Here is a 23,767-nt window from a genome sequence, read left to right as displayed (position 1 = left end):
ATGACCATCCAAGCATTCGGGTTGGCCGCGAGCGGTGACCATCCAAGCATTCGGGTTGGCCGCGAGCGGTGACCATCCAAGCATTCGGGTTGGCCGCGAACGAGGACCGTCCAGGCATTGGGGTTGGCCGTGAACGGTGCCCGTGCAAGCATTGGGATTGCCGCGAAAGGTGCCCGTGCAAGCATTCGGTTGAGCGCGGATGGTGCGCATCCCAAATTAACGCCAGGCTGGGATGGGCCCGCCTCGAATCGCCCCTACAGCACGACCCGGGGCGATTCGGATCCAATGAAGCACACCCCCCTCCTCACCGCTGGGTGCGCCAGCAGGGCAGGCCCACGTCGAAGTCGGTTTGGTCCACCGTGCCGCTGCCGTCGAAGTCGTAATCCTGATCCGAGGAACCCAGGCGGTTGATGGTGCCCACCAGGTCGCGGACGTCGGTGCGGTCGTCCTGGTCGTAGAGTGCGCAGGGATCACGGGCCAGCTCGCGCCAGACGGCCGTCGCGAAGAATGTCGGCAGACCCAGCGCGGGTCGGAACCGCGCCTGCACGACGGAGCCGTCGGCCACCACCAGGCTCGTGCCCTCGGTTTGGGGCGCCAACAGGATCGTGCCGGTAAAGGTCCCGCTGTCGACGTCCGTCTCGGTGAGCTGAAGGGCCATGGGCGCGGCCGCATGGGAACTCTCGACCGTGGCCGTGACGCTTTCGACACTGCCCGAATCCTGGTTGGCGTCGGCGTAGTCGAGGCTCAGGACGGCGTGAGACATGCCGGCATAGTCGGCGCGATTCCAACGCAGCGGTCCCGCTTCGAAGACCTCCGGGGTCAGCGCCTCGGTCATCGTGCCCGTGGCGTCGCTGTCGGCCGAGAGCGTCGCTTCACCCGTTCTGCGGGCCATGAGGCGGATCGGCGCGAGCGTGAGGGCGCCGCTGAATCCCGCATGGCGCAGCAGGCCCCCGTCCACCGTGAGCGTGAGGCAGTGAGTGCCGGCGGTCAGGACGACCGGTTGGCCCTCGGCGGTGAGGAGCCGGCGCGGCGTGCCCGGTTCGGCCGGGTCCACGCCCCATACCTCGGCTTGGAGCCAATAGGAAGCTTCCGCCACGATGGTGACGTTGCAGGCTTCCAACACCAATGCGTCGATGCGTTCGTCCTCGTCGGGATCCTCGGTGGTGACCGTGAAGGTCGCGGGCGCATCGAGATGCCCCGTGGTCGCCGTCGAGGCCACGTTCAAGCCACCCGACAGGCCGTCCGATGCGGTGGCCTCGCCCGTGAGATCGAGCCGGCGCCAGAGCACGGGCGGGTCGTTGGCGTGGGGCGGGATCAGGGGCGCGAGGTCGCTGGTGTCGTCCGCGGTGATCTGCCGGGGCGTGTTCAGGCCGCGCTTGCCCTGTCGCAAGCTGCCCAGGTCGATCGCCAGGCTGAAGATGTCCCCGTCGTAGCCGTCGAAGCCGCGGTAGTAGATCACCACCGCATCCGAGTCGTCGACGCTCAGGCGGGGATGATCGATGAAGGTCTCGCTCGAAATCAGCTCGACCGGCGTGCCCCAGCTTTCGGCGGTCCCGTCGTAGTGGCTGGCGAACAGCGCTTCCTCTACGGGATCGCCGCTGCCCTCGGCGGTGGGAACCCGGCGCACGTGCCAGGCCGCGACGCCGTCGCCGTTGCTCAAGAACACCACCGAGGGTTGGGTTTCGCCGGCGCTGTTGGGTTCGGTGGAGAGGGTGAAGAGCTGGTTGAAGCCGCCGTTCCACCACGAGGCCTCGATGGCGGCGTCGCCCACGGTTTCGGGCCGGCCGTCGTGATCGCGGGAAAAGACGAGCAGGGCCACGCCGTCGGGGCGATAGGCGAGGTAGGGTTCGCGCACCGCGGACTGGCTCTGGGTCTTGGGCACCGTGACGAGAGAGCCCCAGCTTCCGCCGCTGTATTGGGCGTAGCGGAGTTGCCAATCGGTGCGGCTCTCGGTTTCGTCCGGGCCGGGACCGGCCAGGGCCGGGGTACTGTCCGGATCGGTCAGCCAGGCGGCGATGGCCTCGTTGGCGCTGGGGTGACCGGCCAAGGCCGGGGTGCCGTCGGCCATGTCGTCGTCGACGACCGCGGCCGGTGCGGTCCAGGTGGCACCGTTGTACAGCGACCAGTCGATATCCTGGCCGCCGAGGATGTCGGCGAGCACCGTTCCCGGTTGATCCGGCAGGGAAGGATCGCCGTCATTGGAGGTCCACAGGGCCAGGGCCTGGCCACCACTGCCGATGAACCGCACGATCGGGTCCATCTCCCAGTGCATTTCGGGTTCCGTGGTGATCGATTGGGCCGCGGTCCAGCCCGTGCCGTCGTTGGTTCGCCAGCGGACTTCCGGATTGGGGTCGCCCGCTTCCGCCGTGTCCTCGACCGTCACCATCAGCAGGTCACCACCCGGTCCCGCATCCACCGACCCCGTGCCGAAGAATTCCGGGATCTCCACCTTGCGTTGGATCGAGGGTACCGAGCGAGCCGAGCTGAACTCCCAGGGGCCGAATTCACCCTCGGCGAGGGTGCCGGAGAGCGCGCCCCAGAACAGGGAACCGATGACCTCGTAGGGAATCGTGAAGGATCCCTGGAACAGGCCGGAGGTCCCGCCGGCTTGGTTCCATTCGATGGTCATGCTCACGTCGGCCGTGGGATGGGCCGCGAACGCCAGTTTGGCGACCCCGAAAAACAGGGATGCGGAGAGGGTCAGGTCCACGGTGATGGTGATGCCCGGTGTGGCGCGCGCCGTCTCGATTTCCAGCGTGTCGCTGAACACCACGTTGCCGTTGATCGAGACCGTCACGGTTCCGCCCAGATCCACCGCGAGCGTGAGCGGGACACCGTAGATGATCACCGTTCGCGAGGCGCCCTTTTCGGGCAGTTCGAAATCGATGGATGCCGTCACTTCGCCGTTCCCGCCCTGAAAGGTCAACTGGTCGTCGAAGTCCAAGGCGAGCGAGGCGTCGAACGAAGCGGGGTTGCCGAAGACGGTGATGTCGAAGCCGCCCTGGGCTTCGACGGTCACGTTGCGGTCGATCTTGAAGTCCACGTTGACCGCGAACCCGCCGCCGCCGTCGTTTTCGGTACCGGCCAACAGCTCCACCACCTCGGGAATCTCGAACCCGGTCCAATCGAACGGATTCGTCGGGTCGGCGGGCAGGTTGACGTCGAGCGAATAGGTCTCCTCCGCGGCGGACCATTCCTTGGACAGCCCGGGTAGGGCGAACCACTGGGGAATCGCCAGCGCTTCCATGTCGAAGTTCTTGTTCAGGATCACCGCGCCGCCGCCGTCCTTGGCCTCCACCTGCAGCGTGGAGAGTCCCTGGGCGAGGTCGCCCATGTCGAAGGTCGTGACCCAATTGTCGCCGCTGGGCGTGCCCATCTGGGTATTGCCGTCGAGGGTGAAGTCGACGCGGTCGACGGTCGATTGCCCGTCGGTGGTGGCACTGGCGGTGAACTGATTGGGCGCCTCGATACCTGGAATGAAGGTCCCGAACAGAAAGTCTTCCGGTGCGCCGTCGTGCTGGGCGCTGACCTCCAGGCCCGCGACGAAGACGGTGAACAATTCGATGTCGAAGTCGGTAAAGGGCCCGCCGATCGCGGCCGAAATGCGGTACTCGCCCGCAACCGATGCCGGTTTCAGCACGCCTTCGGAGCGGCCGTCGGTGGCGATGGTGGTTTCCGTTTCCTCCAGTTCCAGGTCGCCGTTGGGTGGCGCTTGGAAGACGTTCCAGGTGACGAAATCGGCGGGGCAGGCGCCTGGCGTCAGGTTGCGACCGCTCACCTGAACCACCAGCGGCTCGTCCCAGGGCATGTCGGTTTCGTTGGATTGCTGGTCGCCGCTGACGATGTCGAGGTTGCCCACCGAAATGCGTCCCGCGCCGGCGGGCGTGCGGTCGAAGAGTTCGACCGCGGCGGCGCCGGTGCTCTGGCCCGTGGCGCTCGTGCTGTTGACCCTGGCGACGAACAATTCGTTGGGGCAGGCTTGATCGGTGCTTTCGAGGTCCAGCAGGATCTCGGTCGTCTGGCCGATGGCGAGCGTGACGCCGGACAGGTCGAAGGTCACGGTGGGATCGTCCGAGGTGAGCGCCTGGTTGTCGAGCAGCAGGTCGCCGCCGTCGACGCTTCCGTCGCCATTGTTGTCGCGATACAGTCGGGCCGTTTGCACGGCCGTACCTTCGCGACCCTCGCCCGAGAACGAGATTTCCACCGATTGGAAGGCCACCGATTCCGCCGAATTGTCGGAATTGGCCAGGGTGAATTGGGCGGCCCTGCCGCGACCCAGGTAGGGGATCTCACCGGTGGTGTTGGCAGGTCCTTCCGAGATCGCCACGATCGGGGCGTTGACCACCGTTTCCGGTGGATGGGTGCCTTCCTTGCTGGACCAGATCGCCACGTTGTCGGCGAAGGGGTTGTCGAGAAACCTCAGTTCCAGGCCCAAGGTGGTGTGGCCCTGGGCGATCGCGAAGGTGTACAGTTCGGTGATGTCGAAATACTCCGCGACGGCCAGGTTCGTTTCGAAATAAATCCGTTGCGAGAGGGTCTTGCCGACGGTGTCCGGTTTGGGATTGGGTTGGCCCCAGCGCACCGTGCTTTCGGACCAGGCGTCGTTGGGATCCAGCAGGGTGATGCGCAGAAACTCGATCTTGTCTTCGAAGCTGCCGGTTCCGGCGCCGGTCAGTTTGAGCAGGACCGAACAGGGGTTTTCCGGAATGTTGCCGATGTCGAACTTGAGCAGGGTTTGGCACTGGCGCCCGGTCCCGTCGTTCCATACGTTGATCGTGGGTTCGCTGCCATGATTCAGGTCGGCGGCAGTGGGATCGAAACACACGAACGAATCGTCGAGCGGCGTCAGTTCGACCGGGTTACATTGGGTCCAGGCCGGAGGTCCCGAACACAGGGCTAGCACTGCCGTCAGAGCGCAAAACATCCTTTGCCAGCGGATGCCGAGTTCCTGAAAACGCATGGACCCCTCCTCGCCGATTCGCGTGACTGGTCGTGTTTTTATGTTTGGTGAAAAAAAACGGTTTTAACAATTATATATGCTGCAAAAGCCGCGAGGGGTACATTTGCCCATTTTCAATATCTTGCGAGAGGTTCGTCGTGCCCGGAAGGTTCAGCAGGGGCGGTAAGCCGGCCGGCTAAACTCACCGAAGCGATGCATGCGAGGAATTCCCGCATGCATTGAGGGTCGGAATTGCAGTAGGTTGGCCGGCCCGGCCGACACTTCGAAGCGATCCCGTCCGGGAGTGCCCGCATGCCCAGAGCGGCGTCAGGCCCGGTAGGTTCATCGGCCCGATGAACCCTTCGAAGCGATCCACGCTTCGCAAGATCCAACGGAAAAAGAGCGAAGCAAAAAAGTCGGGCCTCCAGAGCTCCCGATGGCACGAAATATTGCTGCTAAATCGCTTCGATTGGTTGAGCAGGGCCAGTAAGGCAAGCTGCCATACCGGCCCTGCTCAACCTGCAGGCTTTACGTCTCTAACGCGCGTGCGGGCTCTCCGAGTCGGTTCACATCGCGTTGTTTCTTTCTCGAAAACGAGCTGGTCGGGCACCACACGCGACGATCTGCCTACAGGCAGGAGACCAACCGGGCCAGATCGAGGACCGACGCCTCGGACGAGGACCACTGCGGCAACAGCGGCCACAGGTCCCTCGGGTTGAAACACCCTTGCGCCAGGGTCTCGAAGGAGAATCGGACGGTCGCTCGATTGCGGTTGCCCGCGCGGTCCCTCACCGTCACGGCGAGCAGGATATCCTGGTTGCGCGGCAGGTCTTCCCACTGGCGTTCGATGACCGTGGGATCGTCGGTGACGTCGATGCCGTCGGTCGAGACGGGTTGAAGACCCGGCCCGGTGAACGGGTCGGTGTCGATCTCGATTTGCAGGCTGTCCCAATCGATGCCGCTCTCCACATCCACCAACCCGACCTTCAGGACCCCATCGAAACGAGCTTGATGGCCTGGCTTGGGTGAGGCGATGTGAACCACGGGCAACAAATTGTCGTCGGTGTAGCGATATCCCGCGTGAACCTCCCCGGGAAAGTCGACGGCGCACCCCAGGTCGATCCACCGTGCAATGGTGCGGATCTCGGCGGGGGTCGCGTTGTGGGCTGGGCCGTGCGGCTCGAAATCGAGATCGCCGGGGCGGGTGTCGTTGCTGCGTCCATCCAATCGCGAGCCCATCAATTTCCAGACGAGCAGACTCTGGCGCGACTGCATCGCACGAATGTACCGGGTCAATTGGGGGTAGCGGTAGTTGCTCCCGTTCGGCGGGGTTGGACCGAAGGTCGCGTTGGTATCCCGCACCAGGCGGAAGTAGGGATCGTCCAGCGGACCGGTGCCGTCCAGGACCAGGCTGGTGTCGCTCTGGTCGCTGTGATGGCAGCCGACGCAGCGGTTTTGGAGGATCGGCAGGATGTCGCGATGGTATTCGACGTCGATCATGCCCTTGTCTTCGACCTGGATGGCCGGCTGGTTCTGGGCGTCTCGTGTCAGCAGGGGCGTTTTCTCGATCACATCCCACAAGCCGTTGGCGATCATGGGATCGCTGTCGGCCAAGCCGTTGACGGCAAGGGGGTCGCGCCGCCACGAAGCCGTGCCGCGGTAGGGGAAGGGCTCGATGCTGTGGGCGTGGCAGCCGCCGCAATCCGTGCGCACCTCGCCCGGCACCGTCCCCCGCCAGGTCATCTCGCTGAAAAGCGTCATGCCGTTCTCGTCGATGCCCTGGAAAAAGAACGGCGTATGGGCTGGAACCTTGGCCGCGAAGGAGGTGTCGGGGTTGCCGGCTTGGTCCAGCACGACCTGTCCCTGGGCGTTGCGTTTCCGCACGGGAATTTCGGCGATGATCTTCCAGCGCTCCTGGTGGGTCGCGGCGTAGCCGTCCACGATGCTGTCCATGCGGGGATCCATCAGCAAATGACTGACGGCGTTCCAGGCATCGACGGTGGCCGGATCCCAACGGTCGATCGGCCGGCGAAAGGGTTTGGGGACCACGCCCACGATGCGCACCGCATAAATATCCTCGTCGGCAATCAGACCACTGTCCGCGCCCTGGATCAGCCAGTTGCCGGCGGCAATCTCCCGGGAACCGGACTGCTCGAAGGGGTCGCCGCCGAGCGGTGCGGATTCCCGGTTGTACAGCGAGCTGGTACCCACGATGGCGCTGGGTTCCGCCGGTTGCAAGCGCGAATCATCGGGGAGGAGGGGGTCGACGGGGTTGATGCGGTCCGGTTGAGGCTGGCCGTAGATGGACTGGTAACTGACCACGGGTCGGGGCCAGATTTCGTTGTAGGTGTCGCTGTTCAAGATGGGCACCAACTGGTTGGGATCGGTGACGAAACCGGTCTCGGCGATGTCGGCCGGAACCAGGTAGATGCCCGAACGCAGCGTTTCGATGCCGCCGCAGGCGTCGAACCAATTCACCTTTCCGGGACTGTAGGCGGTCAGCAGCGCGTTGTTCGGCGCGGCGGCCGGCATGGCGTATTTGCCCGAATCGTTGGGCGCCTCGCAATCGCCGGGATCGGTATGGGTCGTCAGGGACACCCATTCCTTTCGGTCGAAATTGCGGTACGAGGTGCCCCAGCCGTTGTAGGTGTTGGCTTGGTCTACGGGGTCGGCCGTGTATTCCACCGGGCCCACATCGATGGGGAACCGGGCCAGGATGCCGTAACCAAAATTGTTTCGCGGATAGTACTGGCCGTGAATCACGTGTCCGCTGGTCAATTGCGTGGCGAAGTGATCGACGTTCTTGTGGTGGTCGTGGGGTTCGGTGATCGCCCGCAACGCGGAACCGTCGGGATTGACGGCGAACAGGGTCGACATCGCATACAAGAACTTGCGGCCCACCGGCTCCCAGTTGGTGTAGAGAATGCGGCCGTCCTTCAGCATGAAGGGATGCAGGGCCATGCGCAGGTTGCCGTACTCGAGCTGGCGCAGGTTGGCCAGCTCGCCGCTTGTCAGTTCACCGCCGTGATCGTCGATGACGAACAGTTGGGCCACCCCCGATTCCGGCACCCAAGCCAGGTTGCGGTTGGTGCCCTGGATGAACCCGATGAGGCCGTTGCGGTTGGAAGTGAACACGATGCGTCCGTCCGGCATCGGTGCGGGACCCATGTCTCGGATGGAGAAGTAATTGCCCAGATCGTCCGTCAGTTCGTCGTTGCCCTGGTGGTTGGCGGTGCGGAACCCGTCGTCGAAGGTGAGCTGGATTTCCCCGCCCTGGCCGTCGGTCCTGATTTTGAACAGGAGGCTGGGACTGAGCACATCGGTCGCGTCGAGCATCTTGGTGTAGTAGACCCAGTTTCCGTCGAAGGACAGCATCGGGTCTTGGACGCAGCAGGTGGTGCAATCCACCAGGACCACCTCGCTGCCGTCCCGCTTCAACAAAACCAGGTCCGCACCGGGCTCGACCCGGTACATGTCTTCGCCTTGGGGCAGCTCGGGCGCCACACCGGCAGTGCGGGGCCAACGCACGTAGACGATGTCGTAATCGACGGGTAACGCTTGCGCAAAGAGGGTCATCGAAAAAAGAGTCAGCAGCATCGCGTTGCTCTCGTGAACTTGTTCAAAATCGGTTCTTTATAAAAAATACGGCCGTCCCAAATGCAAGAAAAGGATAACCATCAACAAGGTGATCCATATCGCCATCAGGGGAAATGGGCAGCAGGTGGGCCGGCCGAAATTGGGAACGGTTTCGGTTCATCGTATTATTGATGTTTGTGGCGATGTGGCCCTGTCGGTTTCGATTTACGCACAAGCCCGCAAGATCGGCACAACCCGACCACGGGCCCGCCATGGCAGGTTGGTAGACCCAAGGGGGCCAAGACCCTGCCGGCCGGTGGGAATGCCGATTCGAACCCTCGCCACCCAGGCTCGAATCGGCAAGTTCTTCCGTTGCTGTCGTTTGCCTACAGTTCGGGATGGGGGTTGATGCGGTGCGGCGTGGCCAACAGGCGGATGCGTGGACCGCGCTTGGTGACGGACGGGCCCGGCGGATCGAGCAGGTTTTGCGCGATCGTGCGGCCGTCCAGGGTGAAGATGCGAATGATGAGTTCGTTCTCGCTGATGATCACGTCGCGACCGCCGCGATCGAAGGCGAAGCCGCCGAAGCATTGGCTCATGCCGGACGCCACCGTCAGCAGGTTTTCGCCGTCCGGGCTGATCATGCGGAACACGCTGGTGCTGCCGTCGCCGGTATCACCGCGCACGAACAGGTTGCCGTCCACGTCGGCGTTCAAACCGGTGAAGGCGCCCAGTCCGTCGGGTTTGCCGGTCCCGTCGCCGGGCCAGATCAGTTCGGCCACGCCATTCGTGTCCACGCGGGCCACGTCACCGGTACGCATGCCCAGCATCAGGCGATCCTGCGCATCGGGTTTGAGGATGTCGTTGTTTTGGAACAGGGATTGGCCGCCCGCCGCGGGAATGCCCCGGCTGTAGATGGTTTCCACCCCGTTGCGGTGACGAACCAGGCTGTTGGTCGTCCCCTCCGGCAGTCCGGGGATCGGTGCGCCGCCGCTGCCCGACGAAAAGATCAGGTCGCCGTTGGACAGGATGGCGATGCCGTCCACGTCGCGGACGAGGGAAATGACGCGATTGACGCCGTTCTCGTCGCGAACGATGGTCGGATCCTGGGGATCGCTGGTGAGGATGTAGGTCTCTTCGGTGTCACGGGGCGGCAGGCACATGACCCCGTCGTTGCCGGTGGAGGCGTAGACGTTGAGGTCCGCATCCACGGTCACGATGAAGGAATTGAAGAGATTGCCGCCGGTGGCGAAGACGTAGCTCCGCACGTGGGCACGGGTTTCGGGATCGAGAATGTGTTTGGTGATGTTGCCGGACGCGAAGTTCATGGAGTAGAGGTTGCCCTGGTGATCCATGAAGATGTCCGAAGAACCCGAGAACTGGTCGGTGCTCTTGCGGGCCAGGACTTCGGCGCCCAGGCCGGGAGCGAGGGACTCGGGCAGACCCGGGTTCAGGGCCAGATCGATCCGGGTCGTCTCACCGGGCAGGACCTCGAGGTTCAGGAACCGCGAAATGAAGTCCTGCTTGGACACGCTGGCCTCGTAGAGACCGGCGCCCAGGTCAACCTGGAAGTTGCCGTCGGCATCGGTGACGGTGGAGACCCCGTTCTGGAAGCGGATCTCGGCGTCGGCCAGGGGTTGGTCGGAGAACAGGATCGTGATGGTGCCCGTCACGGTGCCCGCGCCGCGGTCGATCGTGATGACGTCCGATAGCGGCGATCCGTCCGTGGCGGTCACCCGCCAGAGGGTTTCGAAATCACCGGCTACGTAGAGGTTCCGACCGTCCGTGGTGACCGCGTTGGCGGAGGAACGCACGCCGATCAGTGCGTCGCTGTAGAGCAGCAGGCGCGCCACCTCGTCTTCCCCGATCGCGAACACCTGGCCCGTGCTCGAGTCGAATTGGTACATCAGGCCGTCGGCGAAATCGATGCGGCCCTCGTTGAGGCCCCCGATTCGGCCGGCGCGAAGGTTCAGGCTGATGTAGCTGCCGTCGGCGCGCTGCTTGATCAGCTCGCCCGTGTGGTAGGTGACGTACAGAATGCCCGCATCGTCGATGCCCAGCGCGGCCATGGCGTCCAGGCCGACACCCAACTGGGCCTCGGCGGCGATCGTATCCCACACGGGCCGGAAGAAGCCGTCGCCACGGTCCACCTCGAGCACCGTGTCCGGGAAGAGACCGCTGGGGCCGAAGTTCCCTTCCGCCACGAACATCCGCCCGTCCGGTGCGAACTCGACCCCTTTCACCGAAGGAATCACGGCGAACTTGCGGAAGATGTCGGCCTCGCGGAACCAGGCGCCCAAGATGAAGTTTTGCACCCCGAAGTACATGGTCCCATCCGCCGCGAAGCCCAACGCCTCGGTGCCGAAGTCGATGGCCTCCACCTGGAGGGTGTCGGGGTTCAGCCGCAGGATGTTGCGTTCGAACTGCCCGATGAACAGGTCGCCCGAAAGCGGGTCCAGGGCCATATCGGTGGGAATGCCCAGCCCGAGCGGCTCGGACGACGGCACGTCGTAGAGAACGGTCGCCGAGAGTCCGGGCAGGGCGACCACGTGGTCGTCCTTGGGCGATTGGGCCCAGGTGTGGATTGCCAGAAGGGTCGAGAGTGCGGCGATCGCGAGCGCCCGAATCGCCATGCCATGCGGTGTTCGATTTCTCAGAATCTCCACGACAACCCTCCTTCCACTTCGCGGCCGAACCGTTCGCCGGACGCCTTGAGCACCGTATCGAACTCGTAGTAGGCCACGTAGTCCTCGTCCAACAGGTTACGCGAGGCGGCGTAGATCTCCAGCCCCTTGAGTGCCTTGAAACTGTGGGCCAGCTTCAGGTTGACGATGGTGTAGGATTCCTGGTTCTCGCGGGTGAAGTTGGGACCCTGCGGCGACACGTCGCCCTCCTTGAATTCCTCCTCGTCGGTCTCCGCCACGTAGTGTGCATCGACCTGGATCAGGAATCCCCGGGCGTGACGCCAATGCCAACCGAGATTGACCTTGTATTCGGGCGTGAAGAAGGTTTCGCCCGAGAGGTCGTTCAGGTCGGAGGGGTCGAGCCAGATGGTGTTCGCATGCAACGAGGCGTGTTCGCTGACGACCCATACCAGGCCCAGTTGGAGGCCCAGGTTGTCCGCATCGCTGAGGTTCTGGAAGGAGGTCGTCGTGGTGAACAGGTTCTCGGAGTCGAATTCGATATCGGCCAACAGGCCGCTGTCGGGGTTGCCGATCAGGTCCTGGTACTCCTCGAAGAAGAGTTCCGCCGTGAGTTGCAGGCTCTTGCCGAGCTTGGCGGTCACGGTCAGGTCCAGGTTCTCGATGGTCTCGACTTCGAGGTTCGGGTTGCCCTCGAACCGCACCAGGTTGTTCTGGCGCGGCACGTTGAACTCGATGTTGGAGAACAGCTCGAACAGGCTCGGCGCCCGAAACGCCCGCCGGGCGGAGAGGCGGATGTTGAGGGTGTCCGACGGAAAGTACAGGACCGAGGCGGTGTATCCGATGTCCTGGTCCGTGATCGAATCGTCGTCGACCCGAATGCCCGCGCCGATCATCCAGTGATCGTTCGTCAGACGGTAGGTGAAATTGGCGAATGCCGAATGGATGTCCTTGTCGCTGTTGGCCACGAGCCCGCCGTCGTTTTCGATGGTCCGGGATTCGAGGCCGAGTACGTAGTTGAATCGTTCCTTCATCGCGTGGCCCACGTACTGGAGAGAAACATCGAACGTATCGGTGGAGCCCTCGAACAGGGTCGCTTCGTTCAGGCTCGGATAGAAGGTGTGCCCTTCGGAAGCGGTGCTCAGCACCGATTCGGTCGTGGGAAGCAGAGGCGTCTCGTATTCGAAACCGTTGAAATAGGCGGCCAGTTGCAGCATGCCGCCGGCGGTGGTTTGGTAGTCGACGGTCAGGTGGGCGTGGGTGGTTTCCACGTCCCAGTCCTCGCGGGGCAACCCCGGTTGGGGGAACAGTTCCAGCTCGCCGTCGCTGAATCCGGCCGAGAGCTTGAAGTCGAGTCCCTCCCTGGGTCCCCAATTCAGGGAGAGCGTGCCACGAGTCATGTCGAGGCTGTCGTCGTCGCCCTGAAAGTTGTAGGTAGTCGGGATGCGGATGAAGCCGGGGAAGGCCACTTCGGTTTCGTGACTTTCGGCGGTTTGCACCCCGCCCGACGCCTTGAGCCCGAACTTGCCCTTGTGATGGCGGTAGAACAGGTGGGCGTTTTGGGCACTTTCGCTGCCCGCGGCCAAGTGAAGAACCGAGGGGCGGTCGCCGTCTACGGCCTTGGTGATGATGTTGATCACGCCCGAAAACGCGTTGGCTCCGAACAGTGCGCTGGCCGGCCCGCGCACGACCTCGATGCGCTCGATGTCGTTCAGGCCGATCGGGAAGGCGTGCCAGAGCGTGACCCCGAAGAGGTCGTTGTACTCGGTGCGACCGTCGATGAGCACCAACAGTCGTCGGTTGAAGTTGATGTTCTTGCCGCGGATGGATACTTCCGTCTGCGATGTGCCGATCTCGAGCACGTCGATCTCGGCCAGGCGTGACAGCACCGCGGGAATCGAATCGAGGCCGCTTTGGGCGATGTCTTGAGCGGTGATGACCGAGATGGGAATGGGCGATTCACTGAGTTTGGAACTCGAACGGGTGGCCGAGACGATTTCCATATTGAGCAATTCTTCCAAGGTCATGTCGTCCAAGTCGTCAAATTCGAGTCCTTCCTGGGCTACGATCGACAAGAACGTCATGGTGAACAATAAGAGGGCCTTGCTCCCCTTTTCGGCAATGCTCACGAGGACCTCCGGTCACGTCGGAACTGGCCGACGAGGCTGTGTTGGTCTGATGACAGAAGGACTGGCTCGATACGCAGCAGCGGAGGAAAGGGACCAAAGACCTTGAGAATGCCGATGAAGGATGAGTTTTGTGTGGAAAGGGAGCCTTGCTCTAACTTTCGTGATGAAGCCGACAAACCTTTAATCGGGTGGGTTTTGGCTTTTTCGTGGGAATGATTGAGACGTTTTGCGGGGAACGCCTGTGTGAAGAAATGTGAGATTTGTCGAAACGAGAACCTCGTCTTTTACATTCATGCGCCACGGATTTTTTTGATTGGTTATTTTAAGTATGTGGCTTTAATGGGTTTGATCGTTATTCTTCAACTGCCGGCGGCGCCTTTCCTTGCCAGAAACCAACCGAACCTCGACTGGGGAAAATTTTTTCTCGGCCACCCGGTGCTTTTGAAAGGCCCGGCCGGCCATGGGCCGATCGGGGTTCTTTTTTCCTGCACGCAGCACGTGCCCCGTCCCCAGGAGTGATGTTGTCTGATCTAACGTGTTTGTATTCAGTGAATTGACGAAAAAACCAAAAAATCTGAAAAAAAATGTACAGGTTTTTCGGTTCGTTTCGGTTTTACCTTGACGAGGGGGAGCGATCGCCAACCGCAACCTGGTATGCCACCCCGTTCCCCTTGGACCCACATAGGCTCGCACCTGCACGCGACGGATGGCCTTCCGACGCATATTTTTTCGGTGTCAAACCAACGTCGCTGCAGCGAGACTTCGGACGCAGCCGTCCCGCCATGGCCGCATTGCGTGTTGGGGCCGGTCCGTTCAAACCCAGGCTAACCGCAGGAGTAATCTGACATGACCCATGCCGTGATGCCCGCGAAGAGAAGTGCCATGACCCGGATGCTGCATTGGTTGAAAGAGGGTGGCTGCACCTTTCCCCATTTGGCGGTGCAGCATCGGCCAGGGCAGAACCGCGGGCTCTTCTGCCGGGCCGATTTGACGGAAGGCAAGCACATGCTCATGATTCCCCGCACCTTCATGATGTGTGGCGACAAGGCCAACCAATCGTCGATCGGACGCGAAATCGCTCGATCGGGCATCTCGCTGGCGTCGCGCCAGTCGGTGCTCGCGGCCTTCATGTTGGCGGAGTCCGCACGTCCCGATTCCTTTTGGAAACCCTACTTGGACACCTTGCCGAAGAGCTTCGACGAAGTCCCGGTCTGTTTCGACGAAGATCGACTGGCTCGGTTGGCAGGGTCATTCGTGCTCGAAACCGTCCAGGCCAGAAAACGGATCCTCGAACAGGATTACGCGCAATTGAGTGCCTCCGTGTCGCGCTTCACCTTCAGCTTCGACGCGTTTGTCTGGGCGATGACCGCCATCAATACCAGGGCCTTCTCGGTTCCATCCGAGGATGACGAGGGCAAGGTGCCCGCGATGATCCCCTTGCTCGATATGGGCAACCATGCCCAATCGGCCACGTCGAAGTGGTGCTATCGATCCGAGCCGGAGGGGATGACCCTGGAAGCGACCGGGCCGCTACAGGCGGGTGAACAAGTGTATTTGTATTACGGCACCAAAACGAGGGCGAGGTTTTTTGCGGGTTATGGATTTGTCGCGGCGGACCTCGAGGAGGCGCAATCCTGGGTCAAGGTCTCCCTGTTCACCGACGATCCCCAATACGACATGAAACGAGAACTGTTCGGAGGAGAAGAAGCGTGCGGCTTTCCGCTGTCCTCCCACGAATTCGATGGCCTGAATCGGATGCTCCAAGCGGTTCATGTGATCCTGGCCGATTTGACCGACGGCCGCGATGTGAATGCCCTGTCCAACCGTGGTCCCATCGGCCTGCACCACGAACGGGTCGCGTTGCATTACGCCGGATCGCTTTGCGATCGACGACTGGCCTCGTTTCGCGAATCCTTGGAGGACCACGAACGGCGATTGGAAGACTGGGAACGATGCGGCACCGGCGATCCGAGGGATGTGCAAATCCTGCGCATGGTCGTGTCGGAGCAACGGGTGCTCCATCAAGTGAGGGACTTCTGTCGGATCTTGGAATCCGTCATCGACACGCGAATCGAAACGGGAAAAAAGCATCCTTGCCCACCGGCTCCGGCGCGCTTCGACGAAGAGACCTTTCGGGCATGGTACGCACGATGGGATTCGGAAAGGTACGATCGCTGTCTCGATGCGTTGGCCCTCGCCCATCGAGAAGAGGGCATCGCCCTGGATTGCGGGGACCTGTCTTTGAAACCGATGACACCCGCCATATGGCTTGCGATCTGTAAATTGTCGATGCCGAAGGTAAGGGGACGGAATGCGGCCAATCCCATGGAACACCTGGCTCGGCAATGCTTTTCGGATACCAAGATGCACTACATCGCGATCTACGAGGGCCGCCAGGTGATCGGCTGGTTCGCCTACGCCACGCCGAGCCGTGAGCAGCTTGACCTCGAGGGGATCTTCCTCGACAAGGCGCACTATGGTCGTGGTTACGAAGAGATCGTTTTGAGCAAGCTATGCGCAGCGATCGGACATTATGGTCCATGTGCCACCATTCGAGTCGACATCGGCCGGGATAATCCGCGAGTGATGGCGACTTACCTGCGCAAAGGATTCTGTCTGTCCAAACAACCGACCTCGGATGAATCACACTGGGCCTTCGCGTACCGACAGCCCGCGTGAGACACCCAGCTTTCATAAGAGCCACGAACCAGAGGCTCTTTCGCTCGATTTCGAAAATGAGGCAACGAGGCGACCGCCGAAATAGTAGTTTTCCCTTCCTTTCAGCTCGGGCTTTGGATTTCCACCACTGAGTGGTTGAGGAGACTAAATCTCCCTAAACAAGAGAGAAACACTTGGCTGGCTTCTTAGAACAGGACGATTTTGTCCACGAATCACACAGACCACACGAATCGAAGCATTTCCACGGAATGGTCCTCGCAGTACGTCCTTCAAAAAATCGGGAATACGGGATCCGAGTATGGTTTTCAATTCGTGTCAATCTGGGTGATTCGTGGACAGGCTCTTTTAGCCAAAGACACGCCGCAAGGGGATGGCTTCTTGTAAGAGAAAGACCGGCCCGGCAAGGGGCTTGTCACCGAGCCGGTCGTGTCTCACTCCGAAACGGGAATCGCCCTGGCGATCGAGGGCTGACGCATCTGGTTGAACACGAAGGTAATCCCGGCGATCGGTAGGCCTTCGTCGCTGACCGCCTTCACCGAACCGTGAGCCGGCAGGTCCAGATCCGGGAAGAGATCGCCGAGCAGTGCCGCGCTGGGTCGGTTGCCTTTCAACGTCCAATCGCGGCTGGCGAGTTCGGCGCCCGCCTCACCGTAGAGCGTCAGTGTGATCGGCGTTTCCAGCTCGGTTCGATCTTCACCGACCACCAGGACGAGCGCGGGGATCTGATCGCCGGGCAGGTACGCGAAGATCGCCCCGGACGCCAGCGACGCGATGGGCGGTGCCGTCGTCTGCGAGGGCGACATGCCGCCCGAAACCGCCTCCAGGTTGAAGGTGAGGAACGAAGTGTGGACCGGCATGTCCGCCGTCTCGATGAAGAGTGCGTAGCCACTGAGTTCGGGAAACAGTTCTCCGGCTTGGAAGGTGGTCACCTCGCGAGGTTCGAGGGTGACCACGCGCTCCACCTCTTCACCGGAACCCGTGATGGCGCGCAGAACCGCCTCGCCGGTCATTTCGCCCAGGTTCACGATCGCCACCCGGCTACCCCACTGGGTGTTGTTCACCACCCAGGGCACCACCGCGTGCGGGCTGAAGGTCGGGGTTTTCGGGGTGAAGGTGGCGGGATGGAGCACCAACGCGTGGCGGCCGTCGACCGCGACCATCGTGCCGGCGTCTATCGCCATCGCCTGGATGCCGGTTGGCAGTGCCGCGTCGTGGCGTGTCCAGTTCAGGGTGTCCGCGCTGGAAAAGAGGCGGCCCTGGGTGTCGGCGACCAGGAAGCCCGCATCCGAGGCCGTCAAGGATGCCGTCAGGGCTTCGCGGGAAAGGCTGCGCAATGACCAGTCGGTACCGTTTCGACTGACCAGAACCCGACCATTGGCGGTGCCGGTCACCACGCAATCGCCGTTCCGGCAAAGAGCCTGTTGCGGGGTGAAACCGGTTTCGTCCAAGTCCAGCCACAGGATCTTGGTCCAGCTTTGGCCGTCGCCACTGGTGGCTACGCCGTCGCTGCCGAACATCAGGAATCGGTCGCCGTACCAAGCGACTTCCCGTGCGGTGATCGGGGTCGCGGGCCCGCGTTGCCAATCGCCGCCACCGGTGCGGCGCCAGAGCGAACCTTCGACGTCGAGGGCCACCGAGATCGTGGCGCTCTGGGCGATCGAGCGGTAGGGCAGGGAACCGAACGCGGCGGTCTGCCACTGAAGTCCGTCGGGGGAGAGCGCGATCCAGGCATCGCCCAGATAGGCGAAATGCTGGCTGGTCCGGGTCAGTGTGGCGTCCTCCTGTGCGGGGGCGTCTTCCACGATCTGCCAGGGGCCCCCGTTCGCGGTGCGCAAGAGGCGACCCATCGCGTCCCGGGCGAGAACAACACCGTCGCCCGCCACCACCTGCTCGAATTGCCAGGATCGCGTCTGTGGCGAGGCTACCCAGTTATCGCCCTGTGCGCTCAGCCAGATCGCGCCCGATTCGGTGCTGGCGATGAATTGGCCACCAGTCCAAAACACGCTGTGCCAGTCCTCGGTCACCGCCAACGAGACGGGTGCCCAATTGAGGCCGTCGAGGCTTTTGCGCATCACGCCCTGGTCACCGACGGCAACCCACTTTCCGTCGTGTCCAGCCAGATCGCGCAGCACCTGGTCGGTGTTCGTGACGATGCCCTGCCAATCGCGACCGTCCTCACTGGTCACCAGAATGCCGTTCCGGCCGCCCAGGTAGAACCGACCGCCCTCGCTGGTCAGGAAGTCGAGAAGATCCAATCTGGGAACCGGCGGTGAGTCCGCCTCTTCCCACTGTTGGCCGTCCCGCGTGCGATAGCCCACGTTGAGTTCCAACGGGTCGGTTCCCAGGGCCAGCAGGTAGGGCTCGTCGTAGGCGAGGTAGTGGAAGGTGACGTCCTGGGGCAAGCCGCTGGAGAGGGTCCAGCTCGTGCCGTCTTCGCTGGAAGCCGGTCGGCCATCGGCGCGGGCCCACCATTTCCCGAAGGCCCAGAGCGGTTGGTCGATGTGGCCGAACGGTGTGCGGGTTTGTCGCCATTCGCGGCCATCGGTGCTCGTCCAGGTGGTGCCTTGGCTGGTTGCCAACAGCGTTTGGCCGTTGTCGGCCAGGCCTTGGAAGGGCTGGGCCTTGGTGTCCGCCAGCGACAGCCAGGTGCGACCGTCCACGCTTTCGGAGATCAAGCCCTGTTTGAACGAAAGTTCGTCCTCTTCTTCGAAGATGGCGATCAGGCGTCCGTCGCGCGAGACGATTTCGTCGATGGGCAGCGAGGTCGAGATGCGCGACCATTGCGCGGCGCAGGGGAGAGCGATCGCCAGCAGGAGCATCCAACCCGCGAGACGCCTCGAGGCGTTCGATGGTTTGGACGTGGCCGCCGACGAGGTGGTCGCGGGAGGGATTTGAGTCGATCGATCGGTGGCACGGTGGCCGTGGATGCGTGCGTTCATTCTTGTTCCTCCAGGGGGATTGCGGCCGCCATCGACGGCTGTCGGCGTTGATTGAAGACGAAGGTGGTTCCCGCGATCGGCGCACCGTTTCGGGACACTGCCCGAATCGCGTAGTGGCTCTGCGGATCGAGCGGTTCGTCCCCGAAGGCATCGATGATCGTCGCGGTCGGTTGATTGCCCACCAGGGTGATTTCTTCGGTCACCATGCGGACCCCGTCCTTCAGGTACTCCAACAGCACGGGGGTCGATGGGACGCCTTCCTGCGGGTTGACCAGCACGATCGCGGCGATGCCGTCCCCTGGCAGGTAGCCGAACAGGGCCTTGGAGGTCAGTGACTCGACTTGTTGGCCCGTGGTTTGGGATGGCGAGGAGCCGCCACTTTCGGGTTCCAGGTTGAAGGTCAGGAAGCTGGTGCGAATGCGACGGGTATCCCCAAACAGGAGCAGGCTGTACCCCGAAATGTCCGGGAACAGGTCGGCGCCCGAGATGACGGTCACCGAGTGCGGCGGGCAGGAGACCTCGGTTTCGCGGGTCTGTCCGTCGGTCGTGACCGCTCTCAGGGTCAGGTCCACCTCCTCGTCGCCCGAATTGAACAGGGACACCCGGCTCGACCACTGGGTGTTGTTGACCACCCACGGAATGACGGCGGCTGCCGTGGCGGCGGTTGCGAGCGAGGTATCGAGGTCGCCCCAGGCGATGGTGCCGTCGTCGTTACTGACGGCGATGCCGGTGTCGCCGATTGCGCCCAGCCAAATCGGGGTGAAGGGTAGGTCGGGTTTGGCAACGGCCTGCCAGGAGATGCCGTTGCGGCTCAGGTAGAGGCTCTGCCAGGTGAGGGCCAGGTAGCGATCGTCCTGGACCGCGAGTGACGTGATCTCCTGGTTGTCGAACGGATGGGTGCCTTCGGACCAGTGGTGTCCGGTGCGACTCACGACGATGCGGTTGTCGCTCAGGCCGGCGAAGCCGTTGCCGTTGGAAAGCGGCGCGAGGGGCTTCGGCTGGTGGCCGTGGAATCGGTGCCATGCGCCGTCGCGGAACACCCGCACGTGGTCGTTGTCGAGGAGGATCACCTCGTCGTTTTCGGCGAACATCACCGCCTCGGCCTTTGCGACCTGGCCGTGAACGCGCCAGGCATCGCCGGTGGAGCTGGAATAGAGGTGGCCCTCGCCGTCCAGGATCCAGAAGAGACCGGCCGCATGACAGACCCATCGCAAATCTTGTCGACCGGAGAGGGAAACGTTCTCCCAGGCCGTGCCGTCGATCGATCGGTACACCTTGGAAAAGTTGCCGACCGCCACGAAGGCCTGGCCGTTCCAGGCCACATCGTTGAAGGAAAAGGTAATGTCGGCGTTGGCCACGACCACCTGGTTCCAGTGGAGACCGTCGCGGGTGTGGGTCAGGTCCCGGTTGAGAAAGAAGAGGCGCGAGCCCGCCACCTTATGACGCAGGCCGGAGATGGGCAGACGCGGAGCCAGGCGGAGCCAGGTTGTGGCGTCCTCGCTGGTGAGCAGGCGTCCCTCGTTGTCCTCGAGCAGAAAGCGATCGCCGGCGTGCCAGATCCCCTGGAGCAGGAAGGGAGTGGCCAGTGGAAGTCCCTGCCATTGGGTGCCGTCGGTGCTGGCGAGAAGACCGCGCCACCGATTGCCGACCACGAAGCGCGCGCCGTCCCAAACCAGGTGGTGGGCATCGGTGCCCAGGTTCGTGGATGCAAACGTCCAATCCCGGTCTGCGTCGGTGGTCGCCACTTGGCCGCCCGATCCCACGGCGAGGAAACGCGCGCCGCCGCGAACCACCGACTGCCACACGGCGCGGCCTTCCTGGCCGGGGACCAGGGTCCAGCCGTTCGCGTCGTCGTAGGTGTGCAGCAACCGATCGACGATGACCGCGATTTCCTCGCCGTCGCTGGCCATGGACGCCACCTGGCCGGGTGGTTTGGGCAACGCGGTCCACTGGCGACCCGCGGTATCGGCGGTCAGGATTTGGGGTTCGGGCGTGTCGATTCGTGCGAGGAAGCGCTCACCGTCCCAAACCAGTTGAGCTGCGTTGGCGATGTCGGTCGAACCCGCCTGCCAATCGATGCCGTTTTCACTGACGAACGAACCTTCGTCGGTACTGACTACGTAGGTCTGACCGCTCCGAGCCACGGCGTGCAGGGTCTGGTTGACCGAAAAGGCGCGGTTCCACTGGAAGCCGTCGGCGCTGAACCAGATGCGGTGTTCGGGAAAAAGCCATCGGCTGATGGCGACGTATCCTTGGTCGCCGGCCGCATAGCCTTGGATTTCGCCGCCCAGGCTGTGGTGTTGCCAGCCATTTTGGGCGAAGAGCGTGGAAATCAGAAGTGCGAAGGGGAGTGCGATACGCGCGAGGCGTGCTTGGCTTGGGAGAGGCTTGGGTGTCATCGACGCGTGGTCCTTTCGTGGCTTGTTGATCGAGTGGGCATCCGCCGTCAATTCGGCATGGGGACACAGCGTCCCGCCGCGGTGGTCGCTCACTTCGAGGGGGTTTTGGGAGATGGAAATAACGAAGATACGGAAGTTGTGGCGATCTCCGGTGACAGAAACGAACCGCGCCCCGGTAAAGAGGCACCGCATTCGCGATTGTCGCCGAAAGGCCCGATCGGCAAGGCTTCGGGCCCAATCGGTGCCTGGCTGTTGTGGGGCGCCGCCTGCCCATCGACCGAACGCGCCGGTAGACGCCCTCGCCGAGTCGCCAGAAGAGCAAGCGCCGGGCCGATTTCCCTGGGCTTAGCGACCTTCTCGCCGATGCCGAGCCACCCATCGACTGGTCGGCAAGGTGACCGGGCTTGGCACATGGAAGGTGATGTGGCATATTGGCGGGGTTTTCGATCGGCGCCCCATTCGCATCCAAGGAAGGTATCATGTCCGAGACTGCACTCCTGCTCATCGACGTTCAACAAGGCTTCCACGACCCCTCGTGGGGGCAACGCAACAACCACGACGCGGAAGCGAACATGACCCGTTTGCTCGCGGCTTGGCGGGCGCGCCGATGGCCGGTGATCCACGTCAAGCACAACTCGACCGAGCCCCATTCCACGTTGCGTCCGGGCCAGCCGGGCAACGCCTTCAAACCCGAAGTCGCGCCCCTGCCGGAAGAGACCCAATTCGAGAAAACGGTCAACAGCGCCTTCATCGGGACCCGCCTGGAGCAGCATCTTCGCGATCGGGGCATCGGGCGCCTGGTCGTCGTGGGTCTGACCACCGACCACTGCGTGTCGACCACCACGCGGATGGCCGCCAACCTGGGTTTCGAGGTCACCTTGGTGGCCGACGCCACGGCCACGTTCGATCGCGTGGGTCCCGACGGCAAGCACTACACGGCCGAAGACATCCACCGGTACCACCTGATCAGCCTGAACGACGAATTCTGCCGGGTGATCGACACGGACGCCTTGCTGCGAGACGGTGCCTGACGCGCGAAACCGAACGGTCACCGATTGCCGAGACCCCCGGATGGCGACTCCGCGGTCTCGGTTTCCTCTCTTGCAACGAAAGTGGTGCATTCAACTGGAGATGGGTTTTGCCGTCGTCACATCTTGATCGGGAAGGCAGGAATGATCGAAAGCAGGAAACGCAAGACCATGATGTGTCACCAAATGCCGAACCTTTCCTGCTCTCCGATGTTCCTGGGTTCCCGCTAATTTTTTCGGATGAATGAACCGGGGCCCTTCGCCAGAAGCCAGAAATAGTGTTTCTTTCTCGAAATCGAGCCGGGTATGCCCGCAAACCCGGTGTGCCGGTGGCCGGTGTGCCTGACTATCGGCATTCCGACCACCGGCCTGGGAGGCGACTCTGCGGTGGAAAAAGTCCCGCTAGGGTGAAGCCGGGACTCGATCCCGGTGCGCTTACCAGGGGCGCAGGTCCGGGGACAACCGGAACCTACGCGCCTCGTCGGACATCAACCGAGCCTTGCTGAAGTATTGGTGCAACACGGCAGACGCATCTTCGACCAGGTCGGAGTTTTCTTCGAGGAAGGCCTGCCAGCCTTTCCGGTTCGTGCGGTCCATGCGCTTCCTGATGATGCGCACGTAAGCATCCGTCATGGTCGCGTGGTATTTGCCGGTGGCCCCCAGGCTTTCGGCGTAGGCGCGTATGCCTTCGCAAATCGCCTCGCGCGCCCGTTCGAATTCCAGACGATCCAGGTACAGCCAGGCCAACCGCAGGTGGCCGATGTGATCGAAATGAACGGGGTCCAGGGATAGGGCTTCGAATTGGGTCAGGAACTCGGTGTCGTCGATGGTGTCGATGTGGTGGGTCATGGCATCCTCCTCGGGCGTAACAGCCGCTGCCGAAGAGGCATGATGAAGTATGAAGCCGTAGACGGGTCAATCGGGAAATGTACCTGGCGGTTTTTTCGGGCGCGTCCGCTCGATCCTCGCACGCCGAATCCAGCCATCCGCATCAATCGCCAGTCCTGAAGGCCCTTCCCCTGAAGGCCGAATGCCCCAGGGCGCGCTGCCTGGCTCATACCGGAGTCCCTCGCTGGCAGGGTCCGGGCTGAGCGGCCGCCTCTCGGGGCCGATCCTGATTCCACCCTGCAAGGACGGTGATTCGGCCGCGATGTTCTCGGCCGAACCGCGGCGATTCGCCGAGTTGCGCCCGGAACGCGTCTTCCACGTTTGGGAATGAATGGCGTGTTTCGGGAATTTGTTCGTGTATTTTTGTTCAACCATTTGGCAAATTTGGCTTTTCGCACACTCAGCGCCCATATGGCTCTTTCATATGGGGATGACGGGCGGGGGAGCAGCCGAGGCCCCTTCACCCAGATGCGATTTTTTTGTGTGATCGATTGATGGGTCACATAATTGAACTTTTTTGTTTGATAACTTGACAAATGTAGCTCGCA

The 23,767-nt window shown here is 62.6% G+C and carries 11 protein-coding genes; 4 read left to right on the top strand and 7 right to left on the bottom strand.

Translation table 11 applies throughout. From position 1 onward, the window contains the following. Window positions 1-304: 304 nt before the first annotated feature. The 4 genes from J3U87_RS32245 to J3U87_RS32230 form a co-directional block, all read right to left on the bottom strand. Window positions 305-4,960, bottom strand: coding sequence for a CBM96 family carbohydrate-binding protein (locus J3U87_RS32245; protein ID WP_237379923.1), 4,656 nt, complete (start codon window positions 4,958-4,960; stop codon window positions 305-307). Between the two features lie 606 nt (window positions 4,961-5,566). Continuing rightward, window positions 5,567-8,536 carry an HzsA-related protein gene (locus tag J3U87_RS32240; RefSeq protein WP_237379922.1) on the bottom strand — a complete coding sequence of 990 codons (2,970 nt, stop codon included), beginning with the start codon at window positions 8,534-8,536 and terminating at the stop codon, window positions 5,567-5,569. Window positions 8,537-8,901: 365 nt separating this feature from the next. Continuing rightward, a complete protein-coding gene (locus J3U87_RS32235) occupies window positions 8,902-11,181 on the bottom strand; it encodes a carboxypeptidase-like regulatory domain-containing protein (protein ID WP_237379921.1) in 2,280 nt (759 codons plus the stop codon). Continuing rightward, window positions 11,169-13,286 (bottom strand): TonB-dependent receptor plug domain-containing protein, encoded by a 2,118-nt coding sequence (locus J3U87_RS32230; protein ID WP_237379920.1) that lies wholly within the window; start codon window positions 13,284-13,286, stop codon window positions 11,169-11,171. The genes J3U87_RS32235 and J3U87_RS32230 overlap by 13 nt, the downstream gene beginning before the upstream one ends. 243 nt (window positions 13,287-13,529) lie before the next feature. Here J3U87_RS32230 and J3U87_RS32225 point away from each other — a divergent pair, with 243 nt between their 5' ends. After that, window positions 13,530-13,805 (top strand): hypothetical protein, encoded by a 276-nt coding sequence (locus J3U87_RS32225; protein ID WP_237379919.1) that lies wholly within the window; start codon window positions 13,530-13,532, stop codon window positions 13,803-13,805. Window positions 13,806-14,132: 327 nt separating this feature from the next. Then, on the top strand, window positions 14,133-15,965 hold the full coding sequence (locus J3U87_RS32220; RefSeq protein ID WP_237379918.1) for an SET domain-containing protein-lysine N-methyltransferase: 1,833 nt from the start codon (window positions 14,133-14,135) through the stop codon (window positions 15,963-15,965). Between the two features lie 431 nt (window positions 15,966-16,396). Here J3U87_RS32220 and J3U87_RS32215 read toward each other — a convergent pair whose 3' ends face one another. After that, a complete protein-coding gene (locus J3U87_RS32215; protein WP_237379917.1) occupies window positions 16,397-18,904 on the bottom strand; it encodes a sialidase family protein in 2,508 nt (835 codons plus the stop codon). Next, window positions 18,901-21,303 carry a sialidase family protein gene (locus J3U87_RS32210; RefSeq protein ID WP_237379916.1) on the bottom strand — a complete coding sequence of 801 codons (2,403 nt, stop codon included), beginning with the start codon at window positions 21,301-21,303 and terminating at the stop codon, window positions 18,901-18,903. The genes J3U87_RS32215 and J3U87_RS32210 overlap by 4 nt, the downstream gene beginning before the upstream one ends. Window positions 21,304-21,782: 479 nt before the next feature. Here J3U87_RS32210 and J3U87_RS32205 point away from each other — a divergent pair, with 479 nt between their 5' ends. Then, the gene (locus J3U87_RS32205; RefSeq protein ID WP_237379915.1) at window positions 21,783-22,334 is read left to right on the top strand and encodes a cysteine hydrolase family protein; all 552 of its coding nucleotides are present in this window, start codon (window positions 21,783-21,785) and stop codon (window positions 22,332-22,334) included. A 432-nt stretch (window positions 22,335-22,766) separates the two neighbouring features. Here J3U87_RS32205 and J3U87_RS32200 read toward each other — a convergent pair whose 3' ends face one another. After that, a complete protein-coding gene (locus J3U87_RS32200) occupies window positions 22,767-23,180 on the bottom strand; it encodes a hypothetical protein (protein WP_237379914.1) in 414 nt (137 codons plus the stop codon). A gap of 181 nt (window positions 23,181-23,361) precedes the next feature. On the opposite strand from J3U87_RS32200, the gene J3U87_RS32195 reads away from it, so the two are divergent. Next, window positions 23,362-23,550, top strand: a complete 189-nt coding sequence (locus tag J3U87_RS32195) for a hypothetical protein (RefSeq protein ID WP_237379913.1) — start codon at window positions 23,362-23,364, stop codon at window positions 23,548-23,550. Window positions 23,551-23,767 lie beyond the last annotated feature (217 nt).

This window comes from Sulfidibacter corallicola (genome assembly GCF_017498545.1).
In the GTDB taxonomy this organism is placed as follows: domain Bacteria; phylum Acidobacteriota; class Holophagae; order Acanthopleuribacterales; family Acanthopleuribacteraceae; genus Sulfidibacter; species Sulfidibacter corallicola.
The sequence above is the reverse complement of the archived record's forward strand: the minus strand, read 5'-3'. Positions and strand labels throughout refer to the sequence as shown.

Coding starts and splice junctions, on each gene's coding strand:
- J3U87_RS32195 (WP_237379913.1), top strand. CDS start 23,362: ATGCCCCAGGGCGCGCTGCCTGGCTCATACCGGAGTCCCTCGCTGGCA.
- J3U87_RS32245 (WP_237379923.1), bottom strand. CDS start 4,960: ATGCGTTTTCAGGAACTCGGCATCCGCTGGCAAAGGATGTTTTGCGCT.
- J3U87_RS32210 (WP_237379916.1), bottom strand. CDS start 21,303: ATGACACCCAAGCCTCTCCCAAGCCAAGCACGCCTCGCGCGTATCGCA.
- J3U87_RS32220 (WP_237379918.1), top strand. CDS start 14,133: ATGACCCATGCCGTGATGCCCGCGAAGAGAAGTGCCATGACCCGGATG.
- J3U87_RS32205 (WP_237379915.1), top strand. CDS start 21,783: ATGTCCGAGACTGCACTCCTGCTCATCGACGTTCAACAAGGCTTCCAC.
- J3U87_RS32240 (WP_237379922.1), bottom strand. CDS start 8,536: ATGCTGCTGACTCTTTTTTCGATGACCCTCTTTGCGCAAGCGTTACCC.
- J3U87_RS32200 (WP_237379914.1), bottom strand. CDS start 23,180: ATGACCCACCACATCGACACCATCGACGACACCGAGTTCCTGACCCAA.
- J3U87_RS32215 (WP_237379917.1), bottom strand. CDS start 18,904: ATGAACGCACGCATCCACGGCCACCGTGCCACCGATCGATCGACTCAA.